At 61.7% G+C, this 23,043-nt stretch carries 20 protein-coding genes, 1 tRNA gene and 1 pseudogene; 5 read left to right on the forward strand and 17 right to left on the reverse strand.

Going from position 1 to position 23,043, the window contains the following annotated elements:
* From yihA to rpmH, 5 genes are all read right to left on the reverse strand, one after another.
* Window positions 1-651, reverse strand: a complete 651-nt coding sequence (gene yihA, locus FGU64_RS18695) for a ribosome biogenesis GTP-binding protein YihA/YsxC (RefSeq protein ID WP_180375569.1) — start codon at window positions 649-651, stop codon at window positions 1-3.
* Window positions 648-1,286, reverse strand: a complete 639-nt coding sequence (locus FGU64_RS18700; protein ID WP_139954531.1) for a CatB-related O-acetyltransferase — start codon at window positions 1,284-1,286, stop codon at window positions 648-650. The genes yihA and FGU64_RS18700 overlap by 4 nt, the downstream gene beginning before the upstream one ends.
* 170 nt (window positions 1,287-1,456) lie before the next feature.
* Window positions 1,457-3,271: a membrane protein insertase YidC gene (gene yidC, locus FGU64_RS18705; protein WP_139954532.1), complete on the reverse strand. Its 1,815-nt coding sequence runs from the start codon at window positions 3,269-3,271 to the stop codon at window positions 1,457-1,459.
* Between the two features lie 15 nt (window positions 3,272-3,286).
* A complete protein-coding gene (gene rnpA, locus FGU64_RS18710) occupies window positions 3,287-3,637 on the reverse strand; it encodes a ribonuclease P protein component (RefSeq protein ID WP_139954533.1) in 351 nt (116 codons plus the stop codon).
* A 14-nt stretch (window positions 3,638-3,651) separates the two neighbouring features.
* Complete coding sequence (gene rpmH / locus FGU64_RS18715; RefSeq protein ID WP_011579721.1) at window positions 3,652-3,786, reverse strand: 50S ribosomal protein L34; 135 nt, start codon at window positions 3,784-3,786, stop codon at window positions 3,652-3,654.
* A gap of 270 nt (window positions 3,787-4,056) precedes the next feature.
* Here rpmH and FGU64_RS18720 point away from each other — a divergent pair, with 270 nt between their 5' ends.
* Both FGU64_RS18720 and FGU64_RS18725 read left to right on the forward strand, forming a co-directional pair.
* Window positions 4,057-5,544: a HAMP domain-containing sensor histidine kinase gene (locus FGU64_RS18720; RefSeq protein ID WP_139954534.1), complete on the forward strand. Its 1,488-nt coding sequence runs from the start codon at window positions 4,057-4,059 to the stop codon at window positions 5,542-5,544.
* 353 nt (window positions 5,545-5,897) lie between these two features.
* Window positions 5,898-5,974: transfer RNA gene (locus FGU64_RS18725), tRNA-Arg, on the forward strand.
* 1 nt (window position 5,975) lies between these two features.
* On the opposite strand, the gene FGU64_RS18730 is transcribed toward FGU64_RS18725, so the two are convergent.
* From FGU64_RS18730 to FGU64_RS18755, 6 genes are all read right to left on the reverse strand, one after another.
* Window positions 5,976-7,070, reverse strand: coding sequence for a tyrosine-type recombinase/integrase (locus FGU64_RS18730; RefSeq protein WP_139954535.1), 1,095 nt, complete (start codon window positions 7,068-7,070; stop codon window positions 5,976-5,978).
* A complete protein-coding gene (locus tag FGU64_RS23440; RefSeq protein ID WP_210239038.1) occupies window positions 7,063-7,359 on the reverse strand; it encodes a hypothetical protein in 297 nt (98 codons plus the stop codon). Before FGU64_RS23440 ends, FGU64_RS18730 begins: the two co-directional genes overlap by 8 nt.
* Window positions 7,360-8,939: 1,580 nt before the next feature.
* Window positions 8,940-9,158, reverse strand: coding sequence for a hypothetical protein (locus tag FGU64_RS18740; RefSeq protein WP_139954536.1), 219 nt, complete (start codon window positions 9,156-9,158; stop codon window positions 8,940-8,942).
* Entirely contained in the window at window positions 9,158-9,475 is a 318-nt protein-coding gene (locus FGU64_RS18745) for a hypothetical protein (RefSeq protein WP_139954537.1), read from the reverse strand. Before FGU64_RS18745 ends, FGU64_RS18740 begins: the two co-directional genes overlap by 1 nt.
* Entirely contained in the window at window positions 9,475-10,281 is an 807-nt protein-coding gene (locus FGU64_RS18750) for a DUF3102 domain-containing protein (protein ID WP_139954538.1), read from the reverse strand. The genes FGU64_RS18745 and FGU64_RS18750 overlap by 1 nt, the downstream gene beginning before the upstream one ends.
* A gap of 92 nt (window positions 10,282-10,373) precedes the next feature.
* Window positions 10,374-10,907 (reverse strand): hypothetical protein, encoded by a 534-nt coding sequence (locus tag FGU64_RS18755; RefSeq protein WP_139954539.1) that lies wholly within the window; start codon window positions 10,905-10,907, stop codon window positions 10,374-10,376.
* A 440-nt stretch (window positions 10,908-11,347) separates the two neighbouring features.
* On the opposite strand from FGU64_RS18755, the gene FGU64_RS18760 reads away from it, so the two are divergent.
* Window positions 11,348-12,583, forward strand: coding sequence for a hypothetical protein (locus tag FGU64_RS18760; protein WP_139954540.1), 1,236 nt, complete (start codon window positions 11,348-11,350; stop codon window positions 12,581-12,583).
* Window positions 12,584-13,072: 489 nt separating this feature from the next.
* Here the strand turns inward: FGU64_RS18760 and FGU64_RS18765 are convergent, their stop codons facing one another.
* Window positions 13,073-16,495: a DEAD/DEAH box helicase family protein gene (locus FGU64_RS18765; protein ID WP_139954541.1), complete on the reverse strand. Its 3,423-nt coding sequence runs from the start codon at window positions 16,493-16,495 to the stop codon at window positions 13,073-13,075.
* A gap of 86 nt (window positions 16,496-16,581) precedes the next feature.
* Between FGU64_RS18765 and FGU64_RS18770 the strand changes: the two are divergent.
* Window positions 16,582-17,348 (forward strand): annotated as a pseudogene (locus tag FGU64_RS18770) (IS5 family transposase).
* A gap of 85 nt (window positions 17,349-17,433) precedes the next feature.
* Here the strand turns inward: FGU64_RS18770 and FGU64_RS18775 are convergent.
* Window positions 17,434-17,871 (reverse strand): hypothetical protein, encoded by a 438-nt coding sequence (locus FGU64_RS18775; protein ID WP_210239039.1) that lies wholly within the window; start codon window positions 17,869-17,871, stop codon window positions 17,434-17,436.
* 45 nt (window positions 17,872-17,916) lie between these two features.
* A complete protein-coding gene (locus FGU64_RS18780; RefSeq protein WP_139954542.1) occupies window positions 17,917-18,186 on the reverse strand; it encodes a hypothetical protein in 270 nt (89 codons plus the stop codon).
* Between the two features lie 111 nt (window positions 18,187-18,297).
* Between FGU64_RS18780 and FGU64_RS18785 the strand changes: the two genes are divergently transcribed.
* Window positions 18,298-19,371, forward strand: a complete 1,074-nt coding sequence (locus tag FGU64_RS18785) for a hypothetical protein (protein ID WP_139954543.1) — start codon at window positions 18,298-18,300, stop codon at window positions 19,369-19,371.
* Here FGU64_RS18785 and FGU64_RS18790 read toward each other — a convergent pair.
* The 3 genes from FGU64_RS18790 to FGU64_RS18800 are packed head-to-tail and all read right to left on the reverse strand — an operon-like array spanning window position 19,349 to window position 22,943.
* On the reverse strand, window positions 19,349-20,182 hold the full coding sequence (locus FGU64_RS18790; protein ID WP_210239040.1) for a DUF3883 domain-containing protein: 834 nt from the start codon (window positions 20,180-20,182) through the stop codon (window positions 19,349-19,351). The genes FGU64_RS18785 and FGU64_RS18790 overlap by 23 nt on opposite strands.
* A gap of 2 nt (window positions 20,183-20,184) precedes the next feature.
* A complete protein-coding gene (locus FGU64_RS18795) occupies window positions 20,185-21,345 on the reverse strand; it encodes a restriction endonuclease subunit S (RefSeq protein WP_139954544.1) in 1,161 nt (386 codons plus the stop codon).
* 8 nt (window positions 21,346-21,353) lie between these two features.
* Window positions 21,354-22,943 carry a class I SAM-dependent DNA methyltransferase gene (locus FGU64_RS18800; protein ID WP_139954545.1) on the reverse strand — a complete coding sequence of 530 codons (1,590 nt, stop codon included), beginning with the start codon at window positions 22,941-22,943 and terminating at the stop codon, window positions 21,354-21,356.
* Window positions 22,944-23,043: the final 100 nt, after the last annotated feature.

The following is a 23,043-nucleotide window of genomic DNA, read 5'->3' on the forward strand; positions in this document are numbered from 1 at the left end:
TTATTGGCTCGCTGCCAGCGCGATGGCCGCGCGCAGGTCCTCGATGCCGCCGCCCTTTTCCGACGATGTCGCCAGGACGGCGGGAAAGGCCGCCGGGCGCCGGCGGATCTTTTCAAGCGTCTCGTCGATCAGGCGGGGGACGCCGGCGGCCTTGATCTTGTCGGTCTTGGTCAGCACGATCTGGTAGGAGACCGCGGCCTTGTCGAGCAGCGACAGCACCTCCTCGTCGTTCGTCTTGATGCCGTGGCGGGCGTCGATCAGCACATAGACGCGCTTCAGCGTCGAACGTCCGCGCAGGTAGTCGAACACCAGTTTCGTCCAGCGGTCCACCTGGTCCTTCGGCGCCTGCGCGTAGCCGTAGCCCGGCATGTCGACCAGCGCGATCGGCGGCAGGTCGGCGCCTTCGCCGGAATAGCCGTCCGGCACGAAATAGTTCAGCTCCTGCGTCCGGCCCGGCGTGTTCGAGGTGCGCGCCAGCCCCTTCTGGCCGGTCAGCGCGTTGATGAGCGAGGATTTGCCGACATTGGAGCGGCCGGCGAAGGCGATTTCCGGCGGCCCTTCCGGCGGCAGGAATTTCATCGCCGGCACGCCGCGGATGAAGATCCACGGCCGCTCGAAGGCCTCGGGTGCGATTGTCGTCGGCGCGTTCAAGATGCCGCCTCCAGTGCTTCGATGTCGGCGCCACGGATGGCGGCGAGGTTGCGGCCTATCTTCTCGGCCGGCCAGTCCCACCACGCCGCTTCAAGGAGGCGCGCGACGGTTCGCTGGTCGAAGCGCATCTTCACCACCTTGGCCGGATTGCCGGCGACGATTGCATAGGGCGGCACGTCGTGCGTGACCACCGACTTGGCCGCCACGATGGCGCCGTGACCGATCGAGATGCCCGGCATCACGATCGCCTCCATGCCGATCCAGACATCGTTGCCGATCACCGTGTCGCCGCGGTTCTCCTGCTGCCACGTGGCGACGTCGAAGCCTTCCTCCCAGCCGTGGCCGAAGATGTTGAAGGGATAGGTGGAGAAGCCGGACATGGCGTGGTTGGCGCCGTTCATGATGAAGCGCGCGCCCTCGGCGATGGCGCAGAACTTGCCGATCACCAACCGGTCGCCGATGAACGGATAATGGTGCAGCACGCATTTCTCGACGAATTTGTCCGGCCCGTCGGGATCGTCATAATAGGTGTAGTCGCCGATCTCGACGTTCTCAGCCTCGACCAGCGGCTTCAGGAAGCCGACGCGCGGATGCATGGCGATGGGATGCTTGATGTCGGGATTGGGTCCGGTCATCGACAGGCCTCTGCGAAAGTGCGTCCTTCGAGGCTCGCTTCGCTCGCACCTCAGGATGAGGAAGGTTAGCTCCTGCCTCTCAACAGAGGTCAGTGCAATCGGTCCTCATCCTGAGGTGCGAGCGAAGCGAGCCTCGAAGGACGCACCCTAGCTGAAATGCGGCGAAGTTTTCACTCCGCCGGCGACGGTTTCTTCTTGAACATGCCCGCCAGGTTGTCCCAAAGCTCGATCTTGACGCCCTGGCGCTTCATGATGACGCCCTGCTGGATGATCGACAGCGTGTTGTTCCAGGCCCAGTAGATGACCAGTCCGGCGGGGAAGCCGGCCATCATGAAGGTGAACACCACAGGCATCCAGGTGAAGATCATCGCCTGCGTCGGGTCCGGCGGTGCCGGGTTCATGCGCATCTGCAGGAACATGGTGATGCCCATCACCACCGCCCAGACGCCGAGATGCGGCAGGAAGGCGGGGGCCGCGAAGGGCAGCAGTCCGAACAGGTTGAAGATCGACGTCGGGTCGGGCGCGGCGAGATCGTGGATCCAGCCGAAGAACGGCGCATGGCGCATCTCGATGGTGATGTAGAGCACCTTGTAGAGCGCGAAGAACACCGGGATCTGCAGCGCCACCGGCCAGCACCCGGCGATCGGGTTGATCTTCTCGGTCTTGTAGAGCTCCATCATGGCCTTCTGCTGGGCCATCTTGTCGTCCGCGTACTTCTCGCGGATCTCGACCATCTTGGGCTGCACCTTCTTCATGTTCGCCATCGACTTGTAGGACTTGTTGGCGAGCGGGAAGAACACCGCCTTCACCAGCACGGTGGTGGCGATGATGGCGAGGCCGAAATTGCCGAAGAACTTGTAGAGCGTGTCGATCAGCCAGAACATCGGCTTGGTGATGAAATAGAACCAGCCCCAGTCGATCAGCAGGTCGAACTGGCGGATGTGGCGGTCCTTTTCGTAGGTGTTGACGGTGGAAACCTCCTTGGCGCCGGCGAAAACCAGCGTCTGCAAGGTGGCCGACTGGCCTGGCGCGAGCGCGATCTGGTCGGACAGGTAGTCCGACTGGTAGCGTGTGCGGCCGTCGTCGAAGAAGCCGAAGCGCGGCTGGAAGGGCTGCTTCGTCGACGGCACCAGCGTCACGGCCCAGTATTTGTCGGTGATGCCGAGCCAGCCGTCGGTGGATTTGCCCGGCGTGACCTGCTTGTCCTTCTCGATCGCGGCGTATTTGATCTCCTGCAGCCCTTCCGAGCCGGTGACGCCGATCAGGCCTTCATGCAGCACGTAGGTGCTGCGGTCGTCGGGTTTCTCGTAGCGCGTCACGCGGCCGTAGTTGGCGAGCGAGACCGGGGCGCTTCCGCCGTTGCTCACCGTATCGTCGACCGTGAACATGTACTCCTGGTCGACCGAAATGGTGCGCTTGAAGGTCACGCCCTTGTCGTTGGTGTAGGTCAGCGTCACCGGCGTCGTTGGCGTCAGCTTGGCGTTGTCGTCCACGGTCCACACCGTGTCCGGTCCCGGCAGCGTGCCGGCCTCGGGCGTGCCCGAAAAACCGATCTCGGCGAAATAGCCGTCCTTCAGCGTGTATGGGTTGAGCAGTTCGATCTCGGGCGAATTGGGGTCGATCGTCTCGCGGTAATGCTTGAGCTTGAGGTCGTCGAGGCGCGCGCCGGTCAGGTTGATCGAACCTTGCAGGCTGGGCGTATCGATGGTGACGCGGCCGGTCTGCGCCAGCGCCTGCTCGCGGGTGAGCGTGGCGGCGGCGCCGGCGCCGGGCGCATTCGGGATCGCGCCCGGCTGGGCCGGCGTCTCGGTTCCGGCCGCGGGGGCCGTGCCCTCGGCGGCCTTCTTGTCCTGGTCGCGCGCCGCCTCGATCTGGGCGGCCTCGCGCTGCTTCTCGATGCGCGGGTTCATGTAGAACACCTGCCACAAGGTCAGGATCAGCACCGACAGCGCGATGGTGATGAAGAAGTTGCGGTTTTTTTCCATCGAGAACCCTGGTCCCTATTTTCCGCCGATCCTGCGGGAAAGTTCGGCCCTGATGAGGCCGAAGGGGGCGTCGAGCGCTTCCGCGCGCCCGACGATCACATAGTCATTGCCGGGCGCCATGTCAGCGGCGGCGGCAGTCCGCACCGCTTCTTTCAGGCGCCGGCGGATGCGGTTTCGCACGACCGCGTTGCCGACTTTGGTCGTCACGGTATAGCCGACGCGCGGCGGCTCGCTGTCGCCGCGCTGCAGGACTTCCATGAGGAAAAGCCGCCCGCGGCGCTTTTCACCACGCCGGACGGCCAGGAATTGCGCGCGCTTCAGCAGCCGTTCGGGGCCTCGCCCGATGGGCTTGCCGGGAGCGGGCAACGGATATCTGCCGGTCAGGCGCTGAGACGCTTGCGGCCACGGTTGCGGCGGGCGGCGATGACGCCCCGGCCGCCCTTGGTGGCCATGCGGGCGCGGAAACCGTGCCGGCGCTTGCGGACGAGCTTGGAGGGTTGGTAGGTACGCTTCATTTGTTTAAATACCGCGGAGTGCGGCCCTTCTTGGTTCTGCCACGTCTGTAACAGGAGCTGTGCCCGGCCTGCCGCTCGGTTCGGCGCACCCGAAAGCGCGCCGGGACTGGCTGGTCCGTGCGTGGCCGGGCTTATAGGGTCAAAGGGGGTGCGAAGTCAATCGGGGCCTGGGCGGAGCAGGGGGACGGCCTGAGCCTCGCCAAAGGCCAAATTGGCAAAAGCCGCGCGATCACCTATTTTTGAAGCGACAGTCCTGACACCCGGACCCGCATGAGCGCCGACCCATCAGCAGACCGGCAGGAGGCCGATCGATCCGCCGCCGCCCGCACCGTGCCATTGGCGCGCGGCCTCTCGGTCAAGCTGCTCCTGCTCACCATCGCTTTCGTGCTGTTGGCCGAGGTGCTGATCTTCCTGCCTTCGGTGGCGAGCTATCGCATGGCCTGGCTGAAGGAAAGGCTGGGCACCGCCGCCGCCGTTTCGGTCGTGCTGGTGCAGGGCGATCCGCAAAGCCTGTCGCGCGCCGCCCAGGACGACGTGCTGGCCGCCATGGGCGCCACCGCGATCGCCGTGCGCGACGGCGGTGTCTCGCGCCTGCTGGCGGTGGCCGACATGCCGCCCAGCGTCGACGAGCATATCGCCGTCGCCGACACCGGCATGGCCGAGGCGATTGCCGGCGCGCTCGACACGCTGGTGTTCGGCGGCGAGCGCATGCTGCGCGTCTACGGCCCCGTCGGCGACAGCGACAAGGAATTCGAGCTGATCATGCCGGACCGCCGGCTGCGCGAGGCGATGCTCACCTATTCGCGCACCCTGGCGCTCATCGCGCTGCTGCTCTCGCTGGTCACCGCCACCCTGGTCTATGCCGCGATCGACCGCATCATGATCCGGCCGATCCGCGCCATGACGCGCTCCATGCTGTCGTTCTCGCAGGCGCCCGACGATCCGTCCCGCGTCATCAGCCCCGCCGCCCGCGCCGACGAGATCGGCGTGGCCGAGCGCGAGCTTTCCATGATGCAGGAGCGCCTGCAAAGGATGCTGGCCGAGCAGAAGCATCTGGCCGACCTCGGCCTGGCCGTCTCCAAGATCAACCACGACATGCGCAACATCCTGGCCTCCGCCCAGCTGATGTCCGACCGCCTGCGCCAGGCGAAGGACCCGGCCGTGCAGGCCTTCGCGCCGAAGCTGTTGCGCACGCTCGACCGCGCCGTCGCCTATTCGGAAGGGGTGCTGGCCTATGGCCGCACCCAGGAAGCGCCGCCGGCCCGTCGCCGTCTCAGGCTGCGCCGGCTGGTCGAGGAAGTTCATGGCCTGCTCGACATCGGCGAGGGCATCGAGTTCGTCAACGCCGTCCCGCCCGACTTCGAGATCGACGCCGACGCCGACCAGTTGTTCCGGCTGCTCACCAATCTCGCCCGCAACGCCGTGCAGGCGATGGCCGCCGACACCGAAAGCGCGCTGGTGCGACGTCTCACCGTCTCGGCCGAGCGCAAGGGAAGCGTCAGCCGCATCCTCGTCGCCGACACCGGCCCCGGCCTGCCGCCGAAGGCGCGTGAGAACCTGTTCGCCGCCTTCCGCGGTTCGGCCCGCAGCGGCGGCACCGGACTGGGCCTGGCGATCGCGCAGGAACTGGCGCGCGCCCATGGCGGCGGCGTCGAACTGGTGGAAAGCGTCGGCGGCCGCACCGTCTTCGCTGTCACCATCCCCGACCAGCCGGTGCGACTGGAGGCGGCGCGCGGCACCCTGCGCCGCCCGGCGTAAAAAGCGTCGAAAGCGGCAGGCTTGACGGCAACCTCCGGCACTTGGCTCGACATGGGACCGGGAGTCGGCCCGCCCTCTACAGGCGGCGGGTGGTGGAGGCGCCAGCGCTGGTTTATGGCGTTTCGGCCGCGCTCGAGGCCCGGAACCTCAACGGGGCGCTCCGGTGAGGGCGAGGCTGCTATTTTGAGCTTCAAGCCGCCGTGCGGACCCTGCCGATTCCAGCGATGCAGGCGATGTGCAAATCTTTTGAGGCGTCGTCTTGCATTTCGCCAAGCGAGCCGTTAGGTAGCACGTCAATTCGCGGCCGATCGTCCGATCGGTTCGCTGCCGCAGTGTCGACGACACGCCGGTGCGCGCCCGTAGCTCAGCTGGATAGAGCACCAGACTACGAATCTGGGGGTCAGGAGTTCGAATCTCTTCGGGCGCGCCATTTATTTCAACGACTTAGCATCTTTCCCGTCCGGCTGTGGCGCCTTGGTTTGCAGACGGTTTGCAAAATCTGTGCTCGATGCGTTCTCGAAACGAGCGACCGCTTCGCTCGCCAGGACGCGGGTCCGGGCCAGATAGCGGTCGAGAATTGACGACACGGTCTTCAACGAGTGACCGGTGATGGCAGCAATCTGAGGAGTGGTGCAGCCTGCCTCCGCCAGCATGGTGACCGCGGTTCCTCGTAGATCATGGAAGTGCAGGTCCTCGATCCCAGCTTTCTTGGTCGCGGCTTCCCACTGCGACTTGAAGTAGCGCGCCTTCCAAGGCAGTCCGCTCTTCGTCGCCAGGATCACCGTCGACTTCTTCTCCAGAGGATCAAGCATCCGCTTCAACGCCGCGGTGCAGGGGATATCGACCCGACGGTTCGTCTTTCCCTGCCGCAGCGTGATCAGATGTCCGTCGTAGTTCGTCCAGGCAAGTCGCAGCAGGTCACCCTGCCTTTGGCCGGTGTGCAACGCCAGGATCAGTGCCCGCTGCAGCTCGACCGGGGCGACATTCATGAACGCCTCGATGTGCTCCGGCAGCCAGATCATCTCCGAGCGGTCGGACTTATGGAGCCGCCGGAAGCCGGCAATGTGATTGGCCGTCACACGACCATTATCCCTCGCCCAGGAAAGCATGGCCGAGATAACGCTGAGGCGGTTGTCGGCCTCGCGGTCTCCGGAAGATCTCGCGACTTCCGCGCGCCATGACATGAAATCCTGCCGCACTCGCGGATCATCAAGCGCCGGTATGGGCATGGTGCCGAACTTTACCTCGACCTTCGTCAGCATGCGCCGATATTCCTTGCGCGTGCTCTCGGCACGCTTTTCGAATTCGGGTGACAGCGTGTAGGCCCTGATAAGCTGCACGAGCGTGCCGGCGTGGTGCTGCAGCATGGTCTTCTCTGCAGCAGCGTAGGCCTCCAGGAACTCGATGCTTCCAGGCTCACCAGTTAGGGGGCGGCCGGTCGCGCGATGATAGTGGTGAATACGCATCCGGCCATCCGCAAGGCGCTTTCGCACCTTGTTGATGCCCTTCAGCCGCGCCTCAACCATGGCTATTCCTCCAGGCATCGAGGGGGGAAAGAGGCGGCGGTGCATGACTGACGCGAGACGGGGAAGCGAACCTGGAGGAAGGGGACTTGGCATCGACGGCATCGTCGAGCGCCCGTCGATCCCATACCTTGCGACCAAACAGCTCAATGGACGACGGCATCTCGCCGGTCCGAACCAGCTTGTCGAACGTGCCGACGCTGACGCCGACATAGCTGGCAGCCTCTCTTCGGTCGAAGCACCTGCGTTCAGATACAGGGAGGGCATGGATCAGGGACGTGACGATCTGCATGGCGGTTACAGGGTTGAGATGAAGATGGGCGACACAACCGACTTCGAGGAAGACGGAGATGAAGGTGGACGGCGACGAAGCCGAGAGGCTCCGACCGTCGTCCGCGGGGAGACTGGACGAGCCAAAAGATCGATTGCGATAAACTCTGACGCTTTGGCTGGAGTGAGAGGACGCTGCATATTTTCAGTTATAGCGGAAATGAAATTGGAGTGCAGTTTACGCTGCGTAATATTCCATTCTTGCCGCCCATCATTCGCCGCATGACGACGTTGGTCATTTGCTAGACGGCGGACAGAAGGAATAGCGCCCGAACCGGAGTTCGCCCTGGCAGGATGCTGCGGCTCGCAGTAACGACGCTATGTCCTGATGTCGGTAGACGAACAGAAATGTGAACCCGAGCCTGCATCCGGTCCTGGAACAAGGATCGGGGAGAAATGGGGAATGGCTGACTTCCTCTTGACGCGATCAGGTCGGTGGATCCCCACGGGCTCCCGTGTGGATCCACCAGAGGGCAGAGATCGAAGTCCTAGGAGATTTCAATGTGTTTGACGGGGATGCTTTGGGACACCACCGACATCCGCGGCCCCAATCCTCCTCTGAGCCATTCGGCATCGTCAATTCTCCCTACCGACGGTCTCCGCCGTTTGCACGTTGTCCAGCGTGGAGGCTGCGGACATATCGCTCCATGGTCCTGATCTGCACGGTTTCCACGTGGTGCTCGATGCGCGATATCTCGGCCTGCTTCAGGCCCGATGCCGAGGAGAGTTCGGCCAGATGAACCTGACGAACGATCCTTGCGGCTCAGGCCTCGATCCTGGAGCGGCGATCTTCGGAAAGATCATCAATCCATGCACGAGTAGAAAGCGCATCCGACTTCCTGTATCTCGTCAACTTGACCTACCGCATTTGACCGTGATCATCCGATCATATTCAACCAGTGGTATGTTTCTATATGTTGTCACTACAACCTGAAAATGACAACTTCGCCTCGAAAAGTGTCAACTTACGATCCTTCGTAAGGCTGAAAACGACAACTTCAGCAGGATCGGTGTCAACTTCTTATAGGCAAAACACCCGAAAATCGGGCACTAAGTTGGCGCCGCGTTGTAGAATGTTGTCACTTTTGACCAGAAACGAGCTTTTTGGGGAAAGTGTCAACATGAGCGTGAACTAAAGAGCAGGTCGGGCCACTTATTCGGACATAGGCTGAGCACCGGAGTGCACCTGATCGAGGAAACAGCTCGCCGTAGTATTTCCGCACGTATCAGGCCCTCTCATCGGATCGGCGCAACCCCTTGCCTGCCAACGGGCAATACATATTCATACAGAGTGCTCGTGTGACCTTCAGGATCGAGACGGCCGACAGAATCCATCGCTGACAACGGCTTGTTCGTCGGGCGGAAATGATCGGCGTTCGGTGACCGAGCCGGAGCGTTCGATGTGTTCAGAATAAAACAAAGGAGGCATGCTGGTGCGCCGACCGTATGCCTTCCTTCGACCGAACGCGGCAAAACCTCCCATGAAGCTTCCAGGAGGCTGCAATACACAGCAGCCTCCAGGCATGTCGATGCTGGATCAGATCAGGAAGCAGGCGCCATCCGGGATCTGGCCTTAACCCGAACACGTGCTTTCTCACGAAAAATCTGGCTCTCCTCGATCTGATCGACGGTCATTTCTGCGACTTCCAGAACCCCGATGTCCTCGGGGCCGGACAAAGCCGCTCCGATGACATCAGCGATATCGAAGATCAGCATGTCGCGCGGATCCGGCTGATACGTTTCCAGGGGTGAGATCGGCATCAGGCGGTTCCTTCGACGGTGCGGAGCCGGCCACCGATATCCAGGAGAAGATGCTCGTCCAGATACCCTGCATGTTCCGGGCAAAGGACACAGTCGCGTGCGATCAGCCGAGGATCGATTTCCACGAAGCTCGTCTTCGGCTCGCCCTTGTAGAGAAGCATGGAACTCCAGCCATGCCTGTGCGGTTCAGTAGTGCTCTTGAAGCATCCGTCCCATGCGCACATGCTGGGGAGGTTGATAAATTCCTCTACCCTCATCGTCCGTTCCTCGACCACGCGAATCTTCATCGCGCGCCGGCGTTCGTGACGGTTGGCCATTATTCGGCTCCTCCACTAGAACGCACCCCAAAAGACGCGGCGATTTCCTTGCTCAACAACCCGCCGAAGGCGGGTGCATTGAAGCCGGCGTGACCATCGATCTCCTGCCGGGTCGCATGAGGCAGCGCGTCAGCAATACGCTTCGCCAGTTCTTCGGCCGCATCCTGGTTCTTGTCGGTCGAGGCCGCAGATGACGTATTCTTGTCGGTGGCCGGCTTCACCTTCTTTGAGCGCGTCATCGCCTTCGCGATGGCGCCGGACATGACGTTCTTGACGTGCTTATCCTTGAGTTCTTCCGAAAGCTTGTCGAATTCGTAGAGGGCGGTCGGCGGCAGCAGGGCGATTGCTTCAGGCGAGCAACCCCGCTTTGCCAACTCATCGAATGCCCTGGCGGCGTTCATGTAGTTCTGTGCCGTGCGTTCCGACCAACCAAATTCATGTTTAAGCCAGTCGCCGAAGCGGCCGTGTCCCATCTTCTCCTTGACGGTGATCAGGTCACGACCGTTTTCGACGAGCATGAAAACTCCGCGCTGCGTCCTCGCCCGGATACGATCCGCGATTGGAGCGAACTGTGCATCGTTGTCTGCGGCCGGTGCTGCAACCGCCGTGCCGCCCTTGGTCGGCGGGATGATCTCGCCTTCAAGAGGCTTGGAATCCGCAACGGTTGCGGATTTCGGTTTGGGCGAGGTCGCCGCCTGTGCGGGTCCGGTCGCGTGTCCGGGCCTAACAAGGTCGAAGTCCTGAATCTTGTCACTGGTAGCCGGCGTTGCCGTCGTCGCCTTGGCCGTGCTATTTTCGTCAATCATCGTAGTTGCTCCTTTTTGTGATTGCGATGTTCGTAAATGCGGGACGGCCAAGCGAAGATTGGACCCTGAGCTTGGCTGTTCCGTTTTCGGGCCTATTCGCCCGATGCCTTCCACTGCGGGAAGGTCCACCGAACCTGTTTGTCCAGTTGCTCAAGCATCTTGTTCAGCCGAACAACGTTCGTGAGCGCCTGCTTGCGTGCGTCCGGATCGGACAGGTCGGAAGTCTCGATTTGGCGAATGCGGTCGGTGATCTGCTTCCTCTTGTAGCGGTTGACCAGGCTCGCGAGTTCGACGGTCGCGCTGATCAGCGCACCTACCATGATCTCCGCACGGGCGAGCGACCCCTTGGCGTTGTAGTAGGGGCTGTCTTCCGGGTTGTCGGTGAAGATCGCCTCGATCTCACCGGTGGCCGACTTGGGATCGCTGTCGTCCTCTATTTCGGGGGCCTCGATGCCCGCGATGTCGAGGCACATCTGAAAATCGGAGCCGCCGTTATACCATTCGAAGAACGGCTCGCGTGGATGTTCGAAGACAGCGAGGTGTTCGGCCTGCTTGGTCTTCACCTTCTGCTGCGCCTTCTTCCGCTCGCGATGTGCGCGGACCTTCTGTGCGTTCGTCATTGCCATGTGCGTTATCCGGTGTCGGTTACAAATTGTAAGTAACCGACACCTTCTGATCTTGCAAGAGGAAAAAATCTCCGAGCATCGATTTCTTGGTGCTCGGGCTTTCCGACCGACATAGATGGGCGCTGGAACGTTCCGTCGTGCCAGCGCCTCTCGGGCCAGACTCCGGATCGCTCAGCGGGCCTACCTGACCCGCTGAGCACTACGTCACACAGCGAGCGGCGAGAGAGGCGTGAGTTAAAAGCCCATCCGCATAAACCGGCATACAAGCCCGCCAAAACGCGTTCGGCGAGTAGCAGGTCTCGCGACTCGGGAACCGCCCACGCCTACCAGCGATTCTCTATGAGCCGGCAAACGCTATTGTGTTCGCGGCCTCGTGCCGGACGGGATTGCTGCGAATCACGGCGCCCGATACGGCACCCGATATCCACGGCGGGGCACAAATGGCGATCTCAGTTCCCTACTTCACGATCAAAACTAAGTCAGACCCCGGCGAACTTGTCTTCTGGCGGAGACCCACTGGCAAGAAGCAGGCCCGCTTGGCGGGACGCTATGCGCTGGAGCCGGACATCGACTTGAAAGCTTTCTCCTGTAACGCAGTCATCGATTGGATCGTGGTCTGTTTCTGGCTTGGCCGGAAGACGCAGGTCCAATGGTTGAAGCGAGATGTAGATTCCGCGCTCAGAACGAACTGTCATGTTGACATCCACGACGAGGAACCGGGAGGTGTGTCCGACAAGTTCGACGTCAGGATCCAGGAGCCGAACCTGCGAAAGATCCGAGCCCTGTGCGACGCGCTTGAGGTCAAATTCGGGTTGGAGATAATGCCAATCGTGCGGGCCATAGAAGTCAGCGTTGATTTCAAGCCGAAAGAGCCCGACGATGCGGCCCGTGCGAAGCTATACTCCGCACTCACCCGGCATTTCTGGACCGACCGGGACGTGATATCGCGCCTCTATGACCGCCCTCGTTTCACCTGGGGAACAAAAGCAGAGGCGGCAGCGGAGAAGAAGAAAAAACACGACCAGGTGCTCATGCACTTCCCTAACGAGGAGCCGTGCGTCAACGAGCATTTCTTGATCTCGACGAAGCATGACAGGGCACCATTCGTGGATGCGAACTACTACGTCGGCGCCAAGGATGCTGATGTCAGATGGCGGATCATGGACAAGGTGGTCGATAGGCAGAACCGGAGCGCCGGGACGTCCGTGCGGCTTGATGAGGCCGACAAGCGAGTGCGGGTCGAGGTGACATTGGATCGGCCGGCGGTGGAACAACTTGGCGTGACGTTCCTCGAGGATCTTCCCAGGATGTTTTCGGCACGGCTGCAGGGTAAATTCTTCAAGTTCATGTTCCCGACGTTTCTCGACGTCGGGAAGACGGGCCGCTCCCGGGATGCCGCGATCAAGCTCTGGCACGATCAGCAGCGGATCCAGAAGTTCTTGAAAACCGGCGTGATCGGACTGAAGGCTATGGACGACGCACGGGAGCGTCAAGCCAGGCGGTTGCGAAAGCGGGAGCGAGGGCGGCTGGTGTCGAAAGAACTGAAGATGAAGCTGCCGCCTCGCATCGGCACCCAGAAGGCCGGAACCTTTCTTGCATATGATGAACTGAATGGGCGCGTAAGTGATGCACTCGGCGAACTCGAGCGGCGTGTCGGGGCTGCCTTCTCCGGGTAGGTGCCCATGAGAGAAGGTGGGGAAGTATGAGGCATTAAAGAAGTTATTAGGTCCGGCGAAGACAGTTTTGAGCCAACGGCTGCTGCTTAAGGGTTTCTGCCCCCGCATCTTTGCGAAGTGTCCCGGGAAAAACTTGCACACTTGGCTGATCAACGCCTAACTGGTCTCGACACGAGATCGGCAGGGAGGGGCATGCACGGCCGCCTGCATGCCATCCATACCAGTCGATGAACCTCGTCGGCGCGCCCTGACTGCTCGCTGAAGAGGTTTCACTCGAGCGTGACGCGCCGTGATGATGTTGCCCTCGGAAGCATTGGAATCCGCAACCGTTGCGGATTTGAGTTCCCGGGAGATTGTCGTCGGCAGCGCGACCATGTTCCCTACGCCGAGGTTGGACGCACCGCTCGTCCGGCGTCATTTCGCCGACCTGCCCCTTCGTTCCCGCACGAATAGGGACGGCTCGAGCACGACCGATAATCGTTGCCAGTTTCACACAACAGCGCTGTCGCTAATCTCCCGGATCCGGGCAACGAGATCCGTAACGCGCCAATCGTCGAAGACCTGCTCCGGCCCGGTCGGTGCGATGTCGGTAAACGGCGCCTCATAGAGCAAGGCCGGATCCATCGATCCGGCTTCGGTCAGGTGCTCGATGACCAGGTCGATGAACGCGATCTGTTGATGGGTGGCGGTTCCATTCGCGAGGAAGTCGCCGAATATCTCATTCACGGCCGCTCGGTCGAGCCCGACCAGCGCGCGCACGAAACGACCGAAGCCATGGCTCGCCTCCCTCGCCCGTTCGATGTCCTGCGGACTGGCAATGCCTGCCTCCGCGAGCAGCCGTTCGAGCTCCGTCAGGTCGTAGGCTGTCAGCGGCTTTCCTTGGCGCAGCTTGTCGAGAACCTGGTTGCCGGAGAGACCGCGCAGGAAATGCCGCGCCTTGGCCTTGAAGCGGGCGAAATCCGCCTCGCCGACCTGCGGCAGATCGATTTCCTCGCTGGTGCCGATCTCGTCGGCGAAGTTTGAGTAGACGATCGCCTTACGGCCCTTCTCGATGTGCTGGATCAGGTTGCGCAGGCTCAGGCGAACGAGTTCCAGCAGGGGAACCGTCACGCCTTGCCACCATTCCGAGGTTTGGATCTCCTCGATGAGGGCGGCCTGCGCGGCGATGCCCGGAATAGCGGTCTGATCATCGAACGCCGATGCGATCGCCAGAAGCTCCTTCTTCAACGTGTCGAAGCGCCTCGAGCCTGTCAGCAAGGCAAGCTCGAGCTGGAACATCAGCAGGTCGAAGCGCTTCGCCTCCTCGTTGCCGAGTTCGCGCGATGACGGCAGCGGCGCGATGTCGCTCACCAGTTCGTCACGCGCCGCGTCGTCGATCGCGGTCCACGCCGCGTCACCCTGGTATTTTTCGACCGTGCGGCGCTTCTGGCGGACAATGAAATTGTTGAGGTTGATCCCGGCTATCGTTTCGCGCAGCACGGTAAGCGCATCGGCACGCACCTCTTCATCGCTCGTCGGCGCATCTGGCCCGGTGTCGTAACCTTCCTGCTCGCCCGCCGAGAATCCATCGACCTTGCCGCGCTTGTCGTCCAGCGTGCGCACTAGATCGAGCCTGGCCGCGAATAGACGGGCCGACAGCGACTTGGCCGCGCTTGCTTCCTTGATCTCGGGATTGGCGCCAAAGAATTCAAGGTTCTGGCAATAGTCAAAGACGCGGAAGAACTCCTTGTCCTGACCTGGGCCGAACAGGTCAGGGCAAAGACGCGTGCCGCGCCCCATCATCTGCCAGAATTTCGTCTTCGACCGCACCTGCTTGAAGAAGACGAGGTTGACCACCTCGGGCACGTCGATGCCGGTATCCAGCATATCGACCGAGATGGCGATGTGCGGAGCCTTGTCCTTCCTGGAGAAGTCATCGATCAACGTCTGTGCGTAAGGCCCGCTCTCATAGGTGACGACGCGGGCGAAATGCCCGGCGAGTGACGGATAGGCGGCGTTGAAGCGTGCCTCGATATAGACGGCGTGCGCCTGGTTCTTGGCGAAGATGATGGTCTTGCCGAGCCGGTCTCCACCTTCTACCTTGAGGCCGTTCTGCATCAGGTGCGCGATGACCTGGTCGACCGTATCCTGGTTGAACAGCCGTTTGTTGACCTCGGCCGCCTCGACGGTGTCGGGGATTTCGTCCTCGCCCCACTCCAGCATGTCCCACTGGTCCTTCTCCTCATCGGAGAGGTCGTCGTAGCGCAAGCCGGAACGCACAATCTTCAGCGGCACCGAAATCGCCACTGGCGGCACGAGATGACCATCGGTGACGGCCTCCTCGAGGCTGTAGGCGTCGGTTGGCACACCATCCTCCAAGTCGAACAGCGAATAGGTGTTCTTGTCGATCTCGTCCTTCGGCGTTGCGGTCAGGCCTACGAGAAGCGAGTCGAAATATTCGAAGATGGCGCGGTAGCGCTGGTAGACCGAGCGGTGTGCCTCGTCGATGACGACGAGGTCGAAATGGCCCGGCCCGAATTTCGCCTTGCCCTCCTGCCTGCCGTCGATGAGGTTCATCATCGTCGGATAGGTGGACAGGAACACGCGGCCCTCAGCTGTGCGCTCGGTCACCAGATTGACTGGCGCGGAATCCGGCAGGTGCGCCTTGAAGGCTCCGGCGGCTTGGTTCACCAGCGCCACGCGGTCGGCGAGGAACAGCACGCGTTTCACCCAACCGGCGCGCATCAGGAGATCGACCAGCGCGATCACGGTGCGCGTCTTGCCCGAGCCGGTCGCCATCACCAAGAGCGCCTTGCGCTCGCCGTCCTCCTCGAATGCCTTGGCGATGGCCCGGATGGCGCGCTGCTGGTAGGGCCGCTTGTATCCGGCGATTTTCGTATTCAGCTTCGTCTCAGCGAGGCTCTTCCGACTCGTGCGGCGCTGGATCAGCAATTCCAACTCGTCGCGTTTGTAGAAACCGCCGATCTGGCGTGGCGGATAGCGCGTGTCGTCCCAGATCCAGTGCTCGTAGCCGTTCGAATAGAAGATCACCGGCCGTTGGCCAAAGCGCGCTTCCAACTGGTCGGCGTAGAGCTTCGCCTGCTGCTGGCCCTGACGCGCGTCCTTGCGCGTGCGCTTGGCCTCGACCAGCCCGAGCGGCTTGCCGTCGGCACCCCACAGCACGTAGTCGACGAAGCCGACGCCCTCGGCATTCGGCATTCCCCCTACCCGAAACTCGATATCCTCCGGCTTGTCCAATGCCCAGCCTGCCTCGCGCAGGAGTAGGTCTATGAAGCGGTCGCGAGTCTCGGCCTCGTTGTAGTCGTGGGTGGAAGGCACGGCCTCCGCGATTTTGCGCGCTGCTGCGACCTCGGCTCGCAGGCGCTTCAACTCGTCGTCCAGACTGGCTTTGTCGGAAAGCAGCCTGGTCAATTCGCCGTTTGTGGCGTCGAGTTCGGCCTGCTGCGCCTTGAGATGGGCAAACGCTTTCTTCAGCGTGTCGTCGCGGCGCGTGAGAACGGAGCCGTCGAAGGCAAGCCCGTCCGGCGGCCTGGCTTTCCGGGCGTAGGTGCGGGCCAGCCAGAAGCAGACGTGAAACAGTTCCTTCACCGCGCCAGCAGCATCCTGTGGCCGGATGGTGCGCTCCTCGTGCACGGCGCGGTTACGCAGCGTGTTGATGAACTTCGCTTTGGCGAAAACGGCCTCACCCGCCGCGCGGCGGAAGCTCGGCTCGTGCAGCAGGGCGGCTATGTTGTCCTGGTAGGGCAACTTAAGGCCGGGGTCGTTACGGAACGCCCACTTGACTGCCAGCTCGACGGCCTTGCCGGCGAAGAACGCTGCCGCTGTCGGCGAGACGCCCGCCTGGCGCTCAGCCTCTGTCGCCGCCTCGTGGACGGTCGGGAACTCCAGCGCAAGGAAGGCGAAGTTGGACACTAGCGCTCGTGGACAAAGGTTGACTGCGGAATCCGGTTTTGATTCAAGGCTTCCATTTGGAGGGAGCCTTGGGCGAACGGATTGGTTTGACGGACGAGGAATGGGCGCTGATCGGCCCGCTTCTTCCTGCCGAACGAGGACGCGGTTGCCGCCCTGCGCAGGACAACCGGCGCTATTTCGAAGGCATGATGTGGATGGCGCGCACCGGAGCGCAATGGCGACATCTGCCTGACGAATACGGCAAGTGGAACAGCGTCTTCCGCCGATATCGGCGATGGGTCGAGACCGGCGTGTTCGAAGCGATGCTCGAAACGCTGGCGGAGATGGTCGAGCGGGATCGAAGCGCCGACATGATCGACAGCACCATTGTCCGGGCACATCATTGTGCGATCGGCATAAAAAGGGGACTCAGGAGACCGAGGCGCTTGGCCGATCGCGCGGCGGCTTCACCACCAAGCTCCATGCACGGTGCGATGCGAAGGGGCGGCCACTCGGCTTCGTCCTGACGCCTGGGCAAACGCACGACACACAAGGCTTCGCGCCGTTGTTCCGGATGATCTCCGATCGGATCGAGGCATTCCTCGCCGACAAGGGTTATGACGCCGATGCAATCCGCGAAGAGATCTCCAGCGCCAACGTTGAGGCTGTCATTCCCTCGAAAAGCAACCGGCGCGAGCCCATCCTCCACGACAAAGCCAAGTACAAATGGCGCAACCAGATCGAGCGCCTCTTCAACAAGCTCAAGAACTGGCGGCGCATCGCCACCCGTTATGACAAGACAAAGGAATCCTACCTCGGCTTCGTCGCCATCGCAGCAGTCAAACTATGGATACCCTTTGTCCACGAGCGCTAGCTCAACCGGCCAAGCTCAGGAAAATCGTCAATGAATGCCCTGCGAACCGGCAACCACTTCGTATCGTCAACGTCATACTTCCACTTTACGTTGTTAAACACCTTATATCCAACATCGGAAAGCTCTTTCGCTTCTCCATCGCCCCGACTTCATCACGCAGCGGCAAGTGCAATTTCATCAATTCTTCGCACATTGTCTTGTCGGCATGATCGAAATCTTCCGGCCGCACGACTTCAGGGTGGATGGGACCATGAGTGACCAGGTCAAAGTTTTTGCAAGACAGTGGATCAACGCCGGCTGCCAGGAGATTCCGCCGGAGCGCGTTCTGGTTCTTCACCGATCCGAGATGCTGCCCCATTCGAATGTAGGGCGGCGAGGCATTCGGGCTTGAGTTGTCGCCAGTTCGCCCGACATAGAGGAGGTCCCGCCCGTCGGCGGTTAGGACTTTCCAGACATAGAGCCAAAAGCCGCGCCTCAGCATAGGACCGGGAAGCGTGAAGCGGAATGTGCCGATGTCGGTCATCTTCCTCCCTCAGTTCCGCCTACGCCTGGCAAATCGCGGAACCGGTCATCGGTCGCCGACGAGCACGAGGAAAAGCGTGAAGAAAATTCCACCCCAGAAGAACAGCGAAAAGCCAACCTCCATGACCGGATTGCCCTTCTGGCGAGCCGACAATGCGATGTTGCCGGGCTTGGCGAAATAGTATCGCCACCAGAGGATAAGCGCGCCCGGCGCCCGGAACAGAAGCCAGGCAGGACCGCGGGTCGGCCTCAGCTCCTTCCCGACTGCCGATGGCGCCGACTTTATCTGCCTGCCTTCGCGGACACTTCGCCCCAACACAGATCCCCCCATCCAGCCTCCGCCTATTCATGCCTTGTCGAACAGGGTATTTGCAAGATGGCGGAGGCTGGCGACAATCTCCGTGTGCAGTCGCCTAAGGGGGGCGGGATGATTGTTCAGTTTCGCCGGATCGTGGCGCTCATGACTGCAGGGTCCCTGGCGCTTTCCGCCAGCGCCGTGCTGCCGCAAGCGTGGTTGGCGGGACATATGCTGTTGGGTCGGCCCGATGCCTATGAGATCGCGGTTTACGAGCTTTCGCGGCTGAGCGCCGCCGACTACGAACCGGCAATCGAGAGTGCCTTAGAAGATGGAGACGTCGACCTTGCCGACAGCATGGTCGATCTCGCCCGGCAACATCAGGTCGTGTTGCCTCCGGGTTTGACTGACCGCGTCGAGGCGGAGGCAGGCAGCACGGCTTTGGCGTCGGCGTCGGATACTTGGGACGGCTTCATATCGGGCGAGGCATCGAATGAAGCGGCTCTTAGCGGTGCGATTGCAGCTGATCTCGTAGGCTACGGAGACGTTCGGGATCTCTCTGCCCAAGCGAGTGCTTATCTGAAAGGCGAGCCAGTGGATCATGTCACCGTCGCGGTAGCCTCCGTTGGCCTAGCGCTGACGGGAACGACGCTTCTCTCCCTCGGCGGCGCCTCGCCGGCGACTGTCCCGGCCAAGGTCGGGCTCAGCACGATCAAGCTTGCGCGACGAGCGGGGAAAATGTCGATGGGTCTGGTCGAGGATGTCGCCGGCATGGCTCGCCGATCGATCAATGACGCCGCGCTTGCCGATCTCGGGCGGGCGGCAAAAAGCCTCGACCCGCGCGCGATGCTCTCGGCGGCTAGAAGCCTCGTGAAGCAAGATGCCGTCAAGACATTCGCCGACCTTGGAGACGATGTCTCCGCGATCGGCCGGAACGGCGGCCATCGCGGTGTCATGGACGTGCTGGCCCAGGCCAAAAACGTCGATGACGTGCGCCAGGCGGCGCGTGTTTCGAACCAATTTAGAAAGGGCACTCGCGGCGCCTTCCACTTCATCGGCAGGATGACGCTCAAGCTGAGCGCGTTGCTATATCACATATTCGGCTGGCTGCTAACTGCCGCGGCCTGGCTGGCCGGCGCGCTTTGGTTGCTGTTTCGGTTCATATCGTGGGCGAGCCGCTCCTTCAGAACTGTGCCCGCCAGGTAGCCGCGCGAAGCAACACCGCCTTGTCCAGCGGTGGCGCGAGTTCAAAGGCACGCGGCTCTCGAGCGAAATCAAACAGCCGCACCAACCGGAACGCGTCCGGACGCTCCTCCGAGAAGGCGCGTTCGTTTTCCGAAAGCAGGAACGGCGTCCGCTTGTGGCCGATGGTGGTTTTCACCTCGATCAGCCGTTCACGTCCGGCCGGATCGAAGGAACGGATATCATAGCCGGCGCCATCGCCATCTTCCGCCGAGACCCAGCGCACCTTGCGGGCAAGGTCGTCACGCCCCGACGATCGTAAGCTGGACTGCTCGGCAAAGAAGATGCGTTCCTCGCCATCCTTGCCCAGTTGACGGTTGCGGGCGTCCCGTAGCGCCGGATCGAACTTCCGCACGATCCGCTCCAACGCGGGAGGCACGGCTTCGAAATCAGCGGCGGGCGGCGCCTCGAAGAAAATCGGTTGCTGCTCCTGCAGGCCTGGCACAGGCGCATTCGCCCTTGGGTTCTCGAAGAGCGCCGGATTGGAGGCAATATTGCGCTCGATGCCGTCGACCAAGGCGTGCTGGAAATTGTGCCGCGGCACGTAGCCTTTCAGCCAGATCATGCCGAGCCGGTCCAGCACAGCGCTGATATTGTGGCGCTTGAACTCGATCGAGCCACGGCTGCGACCGGTCAGTTGCTGCAATGCCGCGTTGCCCTGCGCCTTCACGAACGGGCGGCCAGCCAGTTCCAGCGCCAGCATGTCAAAATAGTCGGCAACGATCAGGTCGATTTCGCTGTCAGTCCAGTCACTGCCGGCCAGCGCGGCGGACATGCTCAGAGCTGCCCTGAAAAGGCGCGGGATTGTAGGGAGGAGAAGAGGGCATTTGCATGGGTTTCGGCAACCAGAAGCTGTTTCATTCTCCCAGCGGCTCCTTCGGCGGCGATAACGAATTTCTGCTGCAAATCCATTGGCGGAATGACGGTTGGAAAAGCCGAAAGCTGGGTCTTGTTGATGGAAGCGATCCCCGTCGTCTGCTTGGCGACCCTCAAAAAATATTTCTTTCCATAGCCGCTCCCAACGAGCCAATTCAAAAACAGCGGCAGGAGGCGGTTCGATGTAGTCCTTACGCGAAATATATGATTCTGATGAATGGCCTCTGCTAACTCACCGGCCCACAGCGTGCCTCTTCCCAGCTTGTCCGGATCGCCGCCTTCCGTAAGCAACAGGTCATTCGGCTGGAGCCGATAGCGTTCGATCTCCCCCTCTGTCGCCTCGATGTATTTGACAGTCGAGAGGTCCAGCCGTCGATCCTGGACATTCACGACGGCCAGATAGGGCACTTCCCTCGTGGCACTCCCGTTGAGCTTGCGGCCCTTTGTGATGCCCGAACCGATATCGGCCACCTCTGACAAGGGGATCGGCTTGCTCCATCGCGACAGTTGCTCAGGCTTTTTCCCAAACATCTCCAGAAAGATCGACTGGGTGAGGCTGTCGAGCAGTTCGATGGCGCGCTTACGCTTGCGGCGCAACGCATCCGCCTTGTCCAGGATCGCCGCGATCCGCCGCTGCTCGGGAAGTGGTGGGAGAGGGATTTCGAGGCACAACAGTTCATTCGGACTCAAGCGTGGCAGATTTACACCGGTTGCACGACTGGCGGCCCAATCGACATTCCTATTGAGGCGCAGAAAGTGCAGCAGGAAGCGCTTGTCGATCCGATCCGTTGGCAAGATCGGCAGGATGTCTGTGCTGCATATGCCCTCAAAGTCAGGCGCGGCAATTTTCGCAAGATACGGACGTAGCTTACCGAAAAGGATGTGATTAGGGCTGAAACGAAACTTGTTGCTCGCTAGTTCCCCGTTTGCAACCTCGCCGAAGCTTAATGATGCGCCGCCGCTTTCAATGTGTTCAAGGCCGACATAGCGCGTTCCGGTGACGATGGCGTCTGGCGAAATGCTCTGCCGTTCGATCGAGGCAACCTCTCCCAGCGGCACCATCGGCCAACTCACAACATCGCCTCCAGTTCCTCCAACCCCTCAACGATCTCCTTCTCCAGCGCCCTCAGCTCCGCGATGATCTCCTTCGGCGGGCGGTGCTCCACCTGTTCGTGCACCACCTCCTTGTAGCGGTTGATGGACAGGTCGTAGCCGGCGGAAGCGATCTCGGCCTTGGGCACGCAGAAGCTTTGCGCGGTGCGCGGGCGGTCGCGCTCGGCGCCGTTGCGGTGCGCCCAGCGGGTGGCGATGTCGGGCAGGTTGTTCTTGGCCAGTTCCTCGTCGGCCAGTGTCAGGTTGACGAAATGACTTCCCGCCCCATTGGCCTCCTCATGCCCCGGCGTCGGCCCGATCTTTTCCGACGGCAGAAGGGCGTTGCGCTTGTCGTCCAGCGAAAAGCCGTCGGCTTGGCAGTCGTAGAACCAGACATGATCGGTGCCGCCGGAATTGGTCTTGGTGAACAGCACGATCGCGGTGGAGACGCCAGCATAGGGCCGGAACACACCGGACGGAAGCTTGACGATGCCATCGAGGCGATGGTCCTCGACCAGCATCTTGCGGATCGCCTTGTGCGCGGTCGACGAGCCGAACAGCACGCCGTCCGGCACGATGACCGCCGCGCGCCCGCCGGGCTTCAGCAGTTTCAGGAACAGCGCCATGAACAGAAGCTCGGTCTTCTTCGTCTTGACGATCTGGAGCAGGTCCTTGGCGGTGGTCTCGTAGTCGAGCGAGCCGGCGAAGGGCGGGTTGGCCAGCAACAGCGAATAGCGGTCCTCGTCGCCGGCATGCTCCTGGCTGAGCGAATCCTTGTAGCGTATGTCGGGATCCTCGATGCCGTGCAGCACCATGTTCATCGAGCCGATGCGCAGCATGGTGCTGTCGAAGTCGAAGCCGTGGAACATTTCCGTGTTGAAATGGTCCCTGGTTTGCCGGTCGATGAACAGCTTCGGGTGGTTGTCGCGCAGATACTCGCCGGCCGCGACCAGAAAACCGCAGGTGCCGCAGGCCGGATCGCAGATAATGTCCGCAGGCTTCGGCGCCGTCATCTCCACCATCAGCGAAATGATGTGGCGCGGCGTGCGGAACTGGCCGTTCTGGCCGGCGCTGGCGATCTTCGACAGCATGTATTCGTAAAGATCGCCCTTGGTGTCGCGGTCGGCCATCGGCAGCTTGTCGATGAGGTCTACCACCTTCACCAGAAGTGCTGCCGAGGGAATAGTGAAGCGCGCGCCCTTCATGTGGGTGGCGTGCGCGGTGCCGTCCTCGGCCATGCTGCGCAGGAAGGGGAAGACGTGCTCGGCGACGAGCGAAAACAGCGTGCCAGCGTCGCTGACGTTCTTCAGCCGCGACCAGCGCATGTCGGCATAGGCGACGCCGCCGTTTTCGCCGATGCCGTCCCTGCGGTCCGGGAAGATGCGGCGGCGCATGGGCTGGCCAGTGCGGGTCGCACGGTTTTCCTCGAGAAGCTCGGCGTCGTCCAGTCCGCGCATGAACAGCAAATAGGTGATCTGCTCGATCACCTCGAGCGGATTGGCGATGCCGCCCGCCCAGAAGGCGTTCCAGACCTGGTCGATTTTCGAGCGAAGTTCCCCTGTGATCATTTCTTACAAACTCTTGATTCCGATGGCGGCGACAACCTAGGCTGGATCGGGCAAAAAGAAAAAGGGCCTGGGGTGGCTTACGCTTTGATGACGCGTGCGA

The organism is Mesorhizobium sp. 8, from assembly GCF_006351905.1.
Lineage (GTDB): Bacteria > Pseudomonadota > Alphaproteobacteria > Rhizobiales > Rhizobiaceae > Mesorhizobium > Mesorhizobium composti.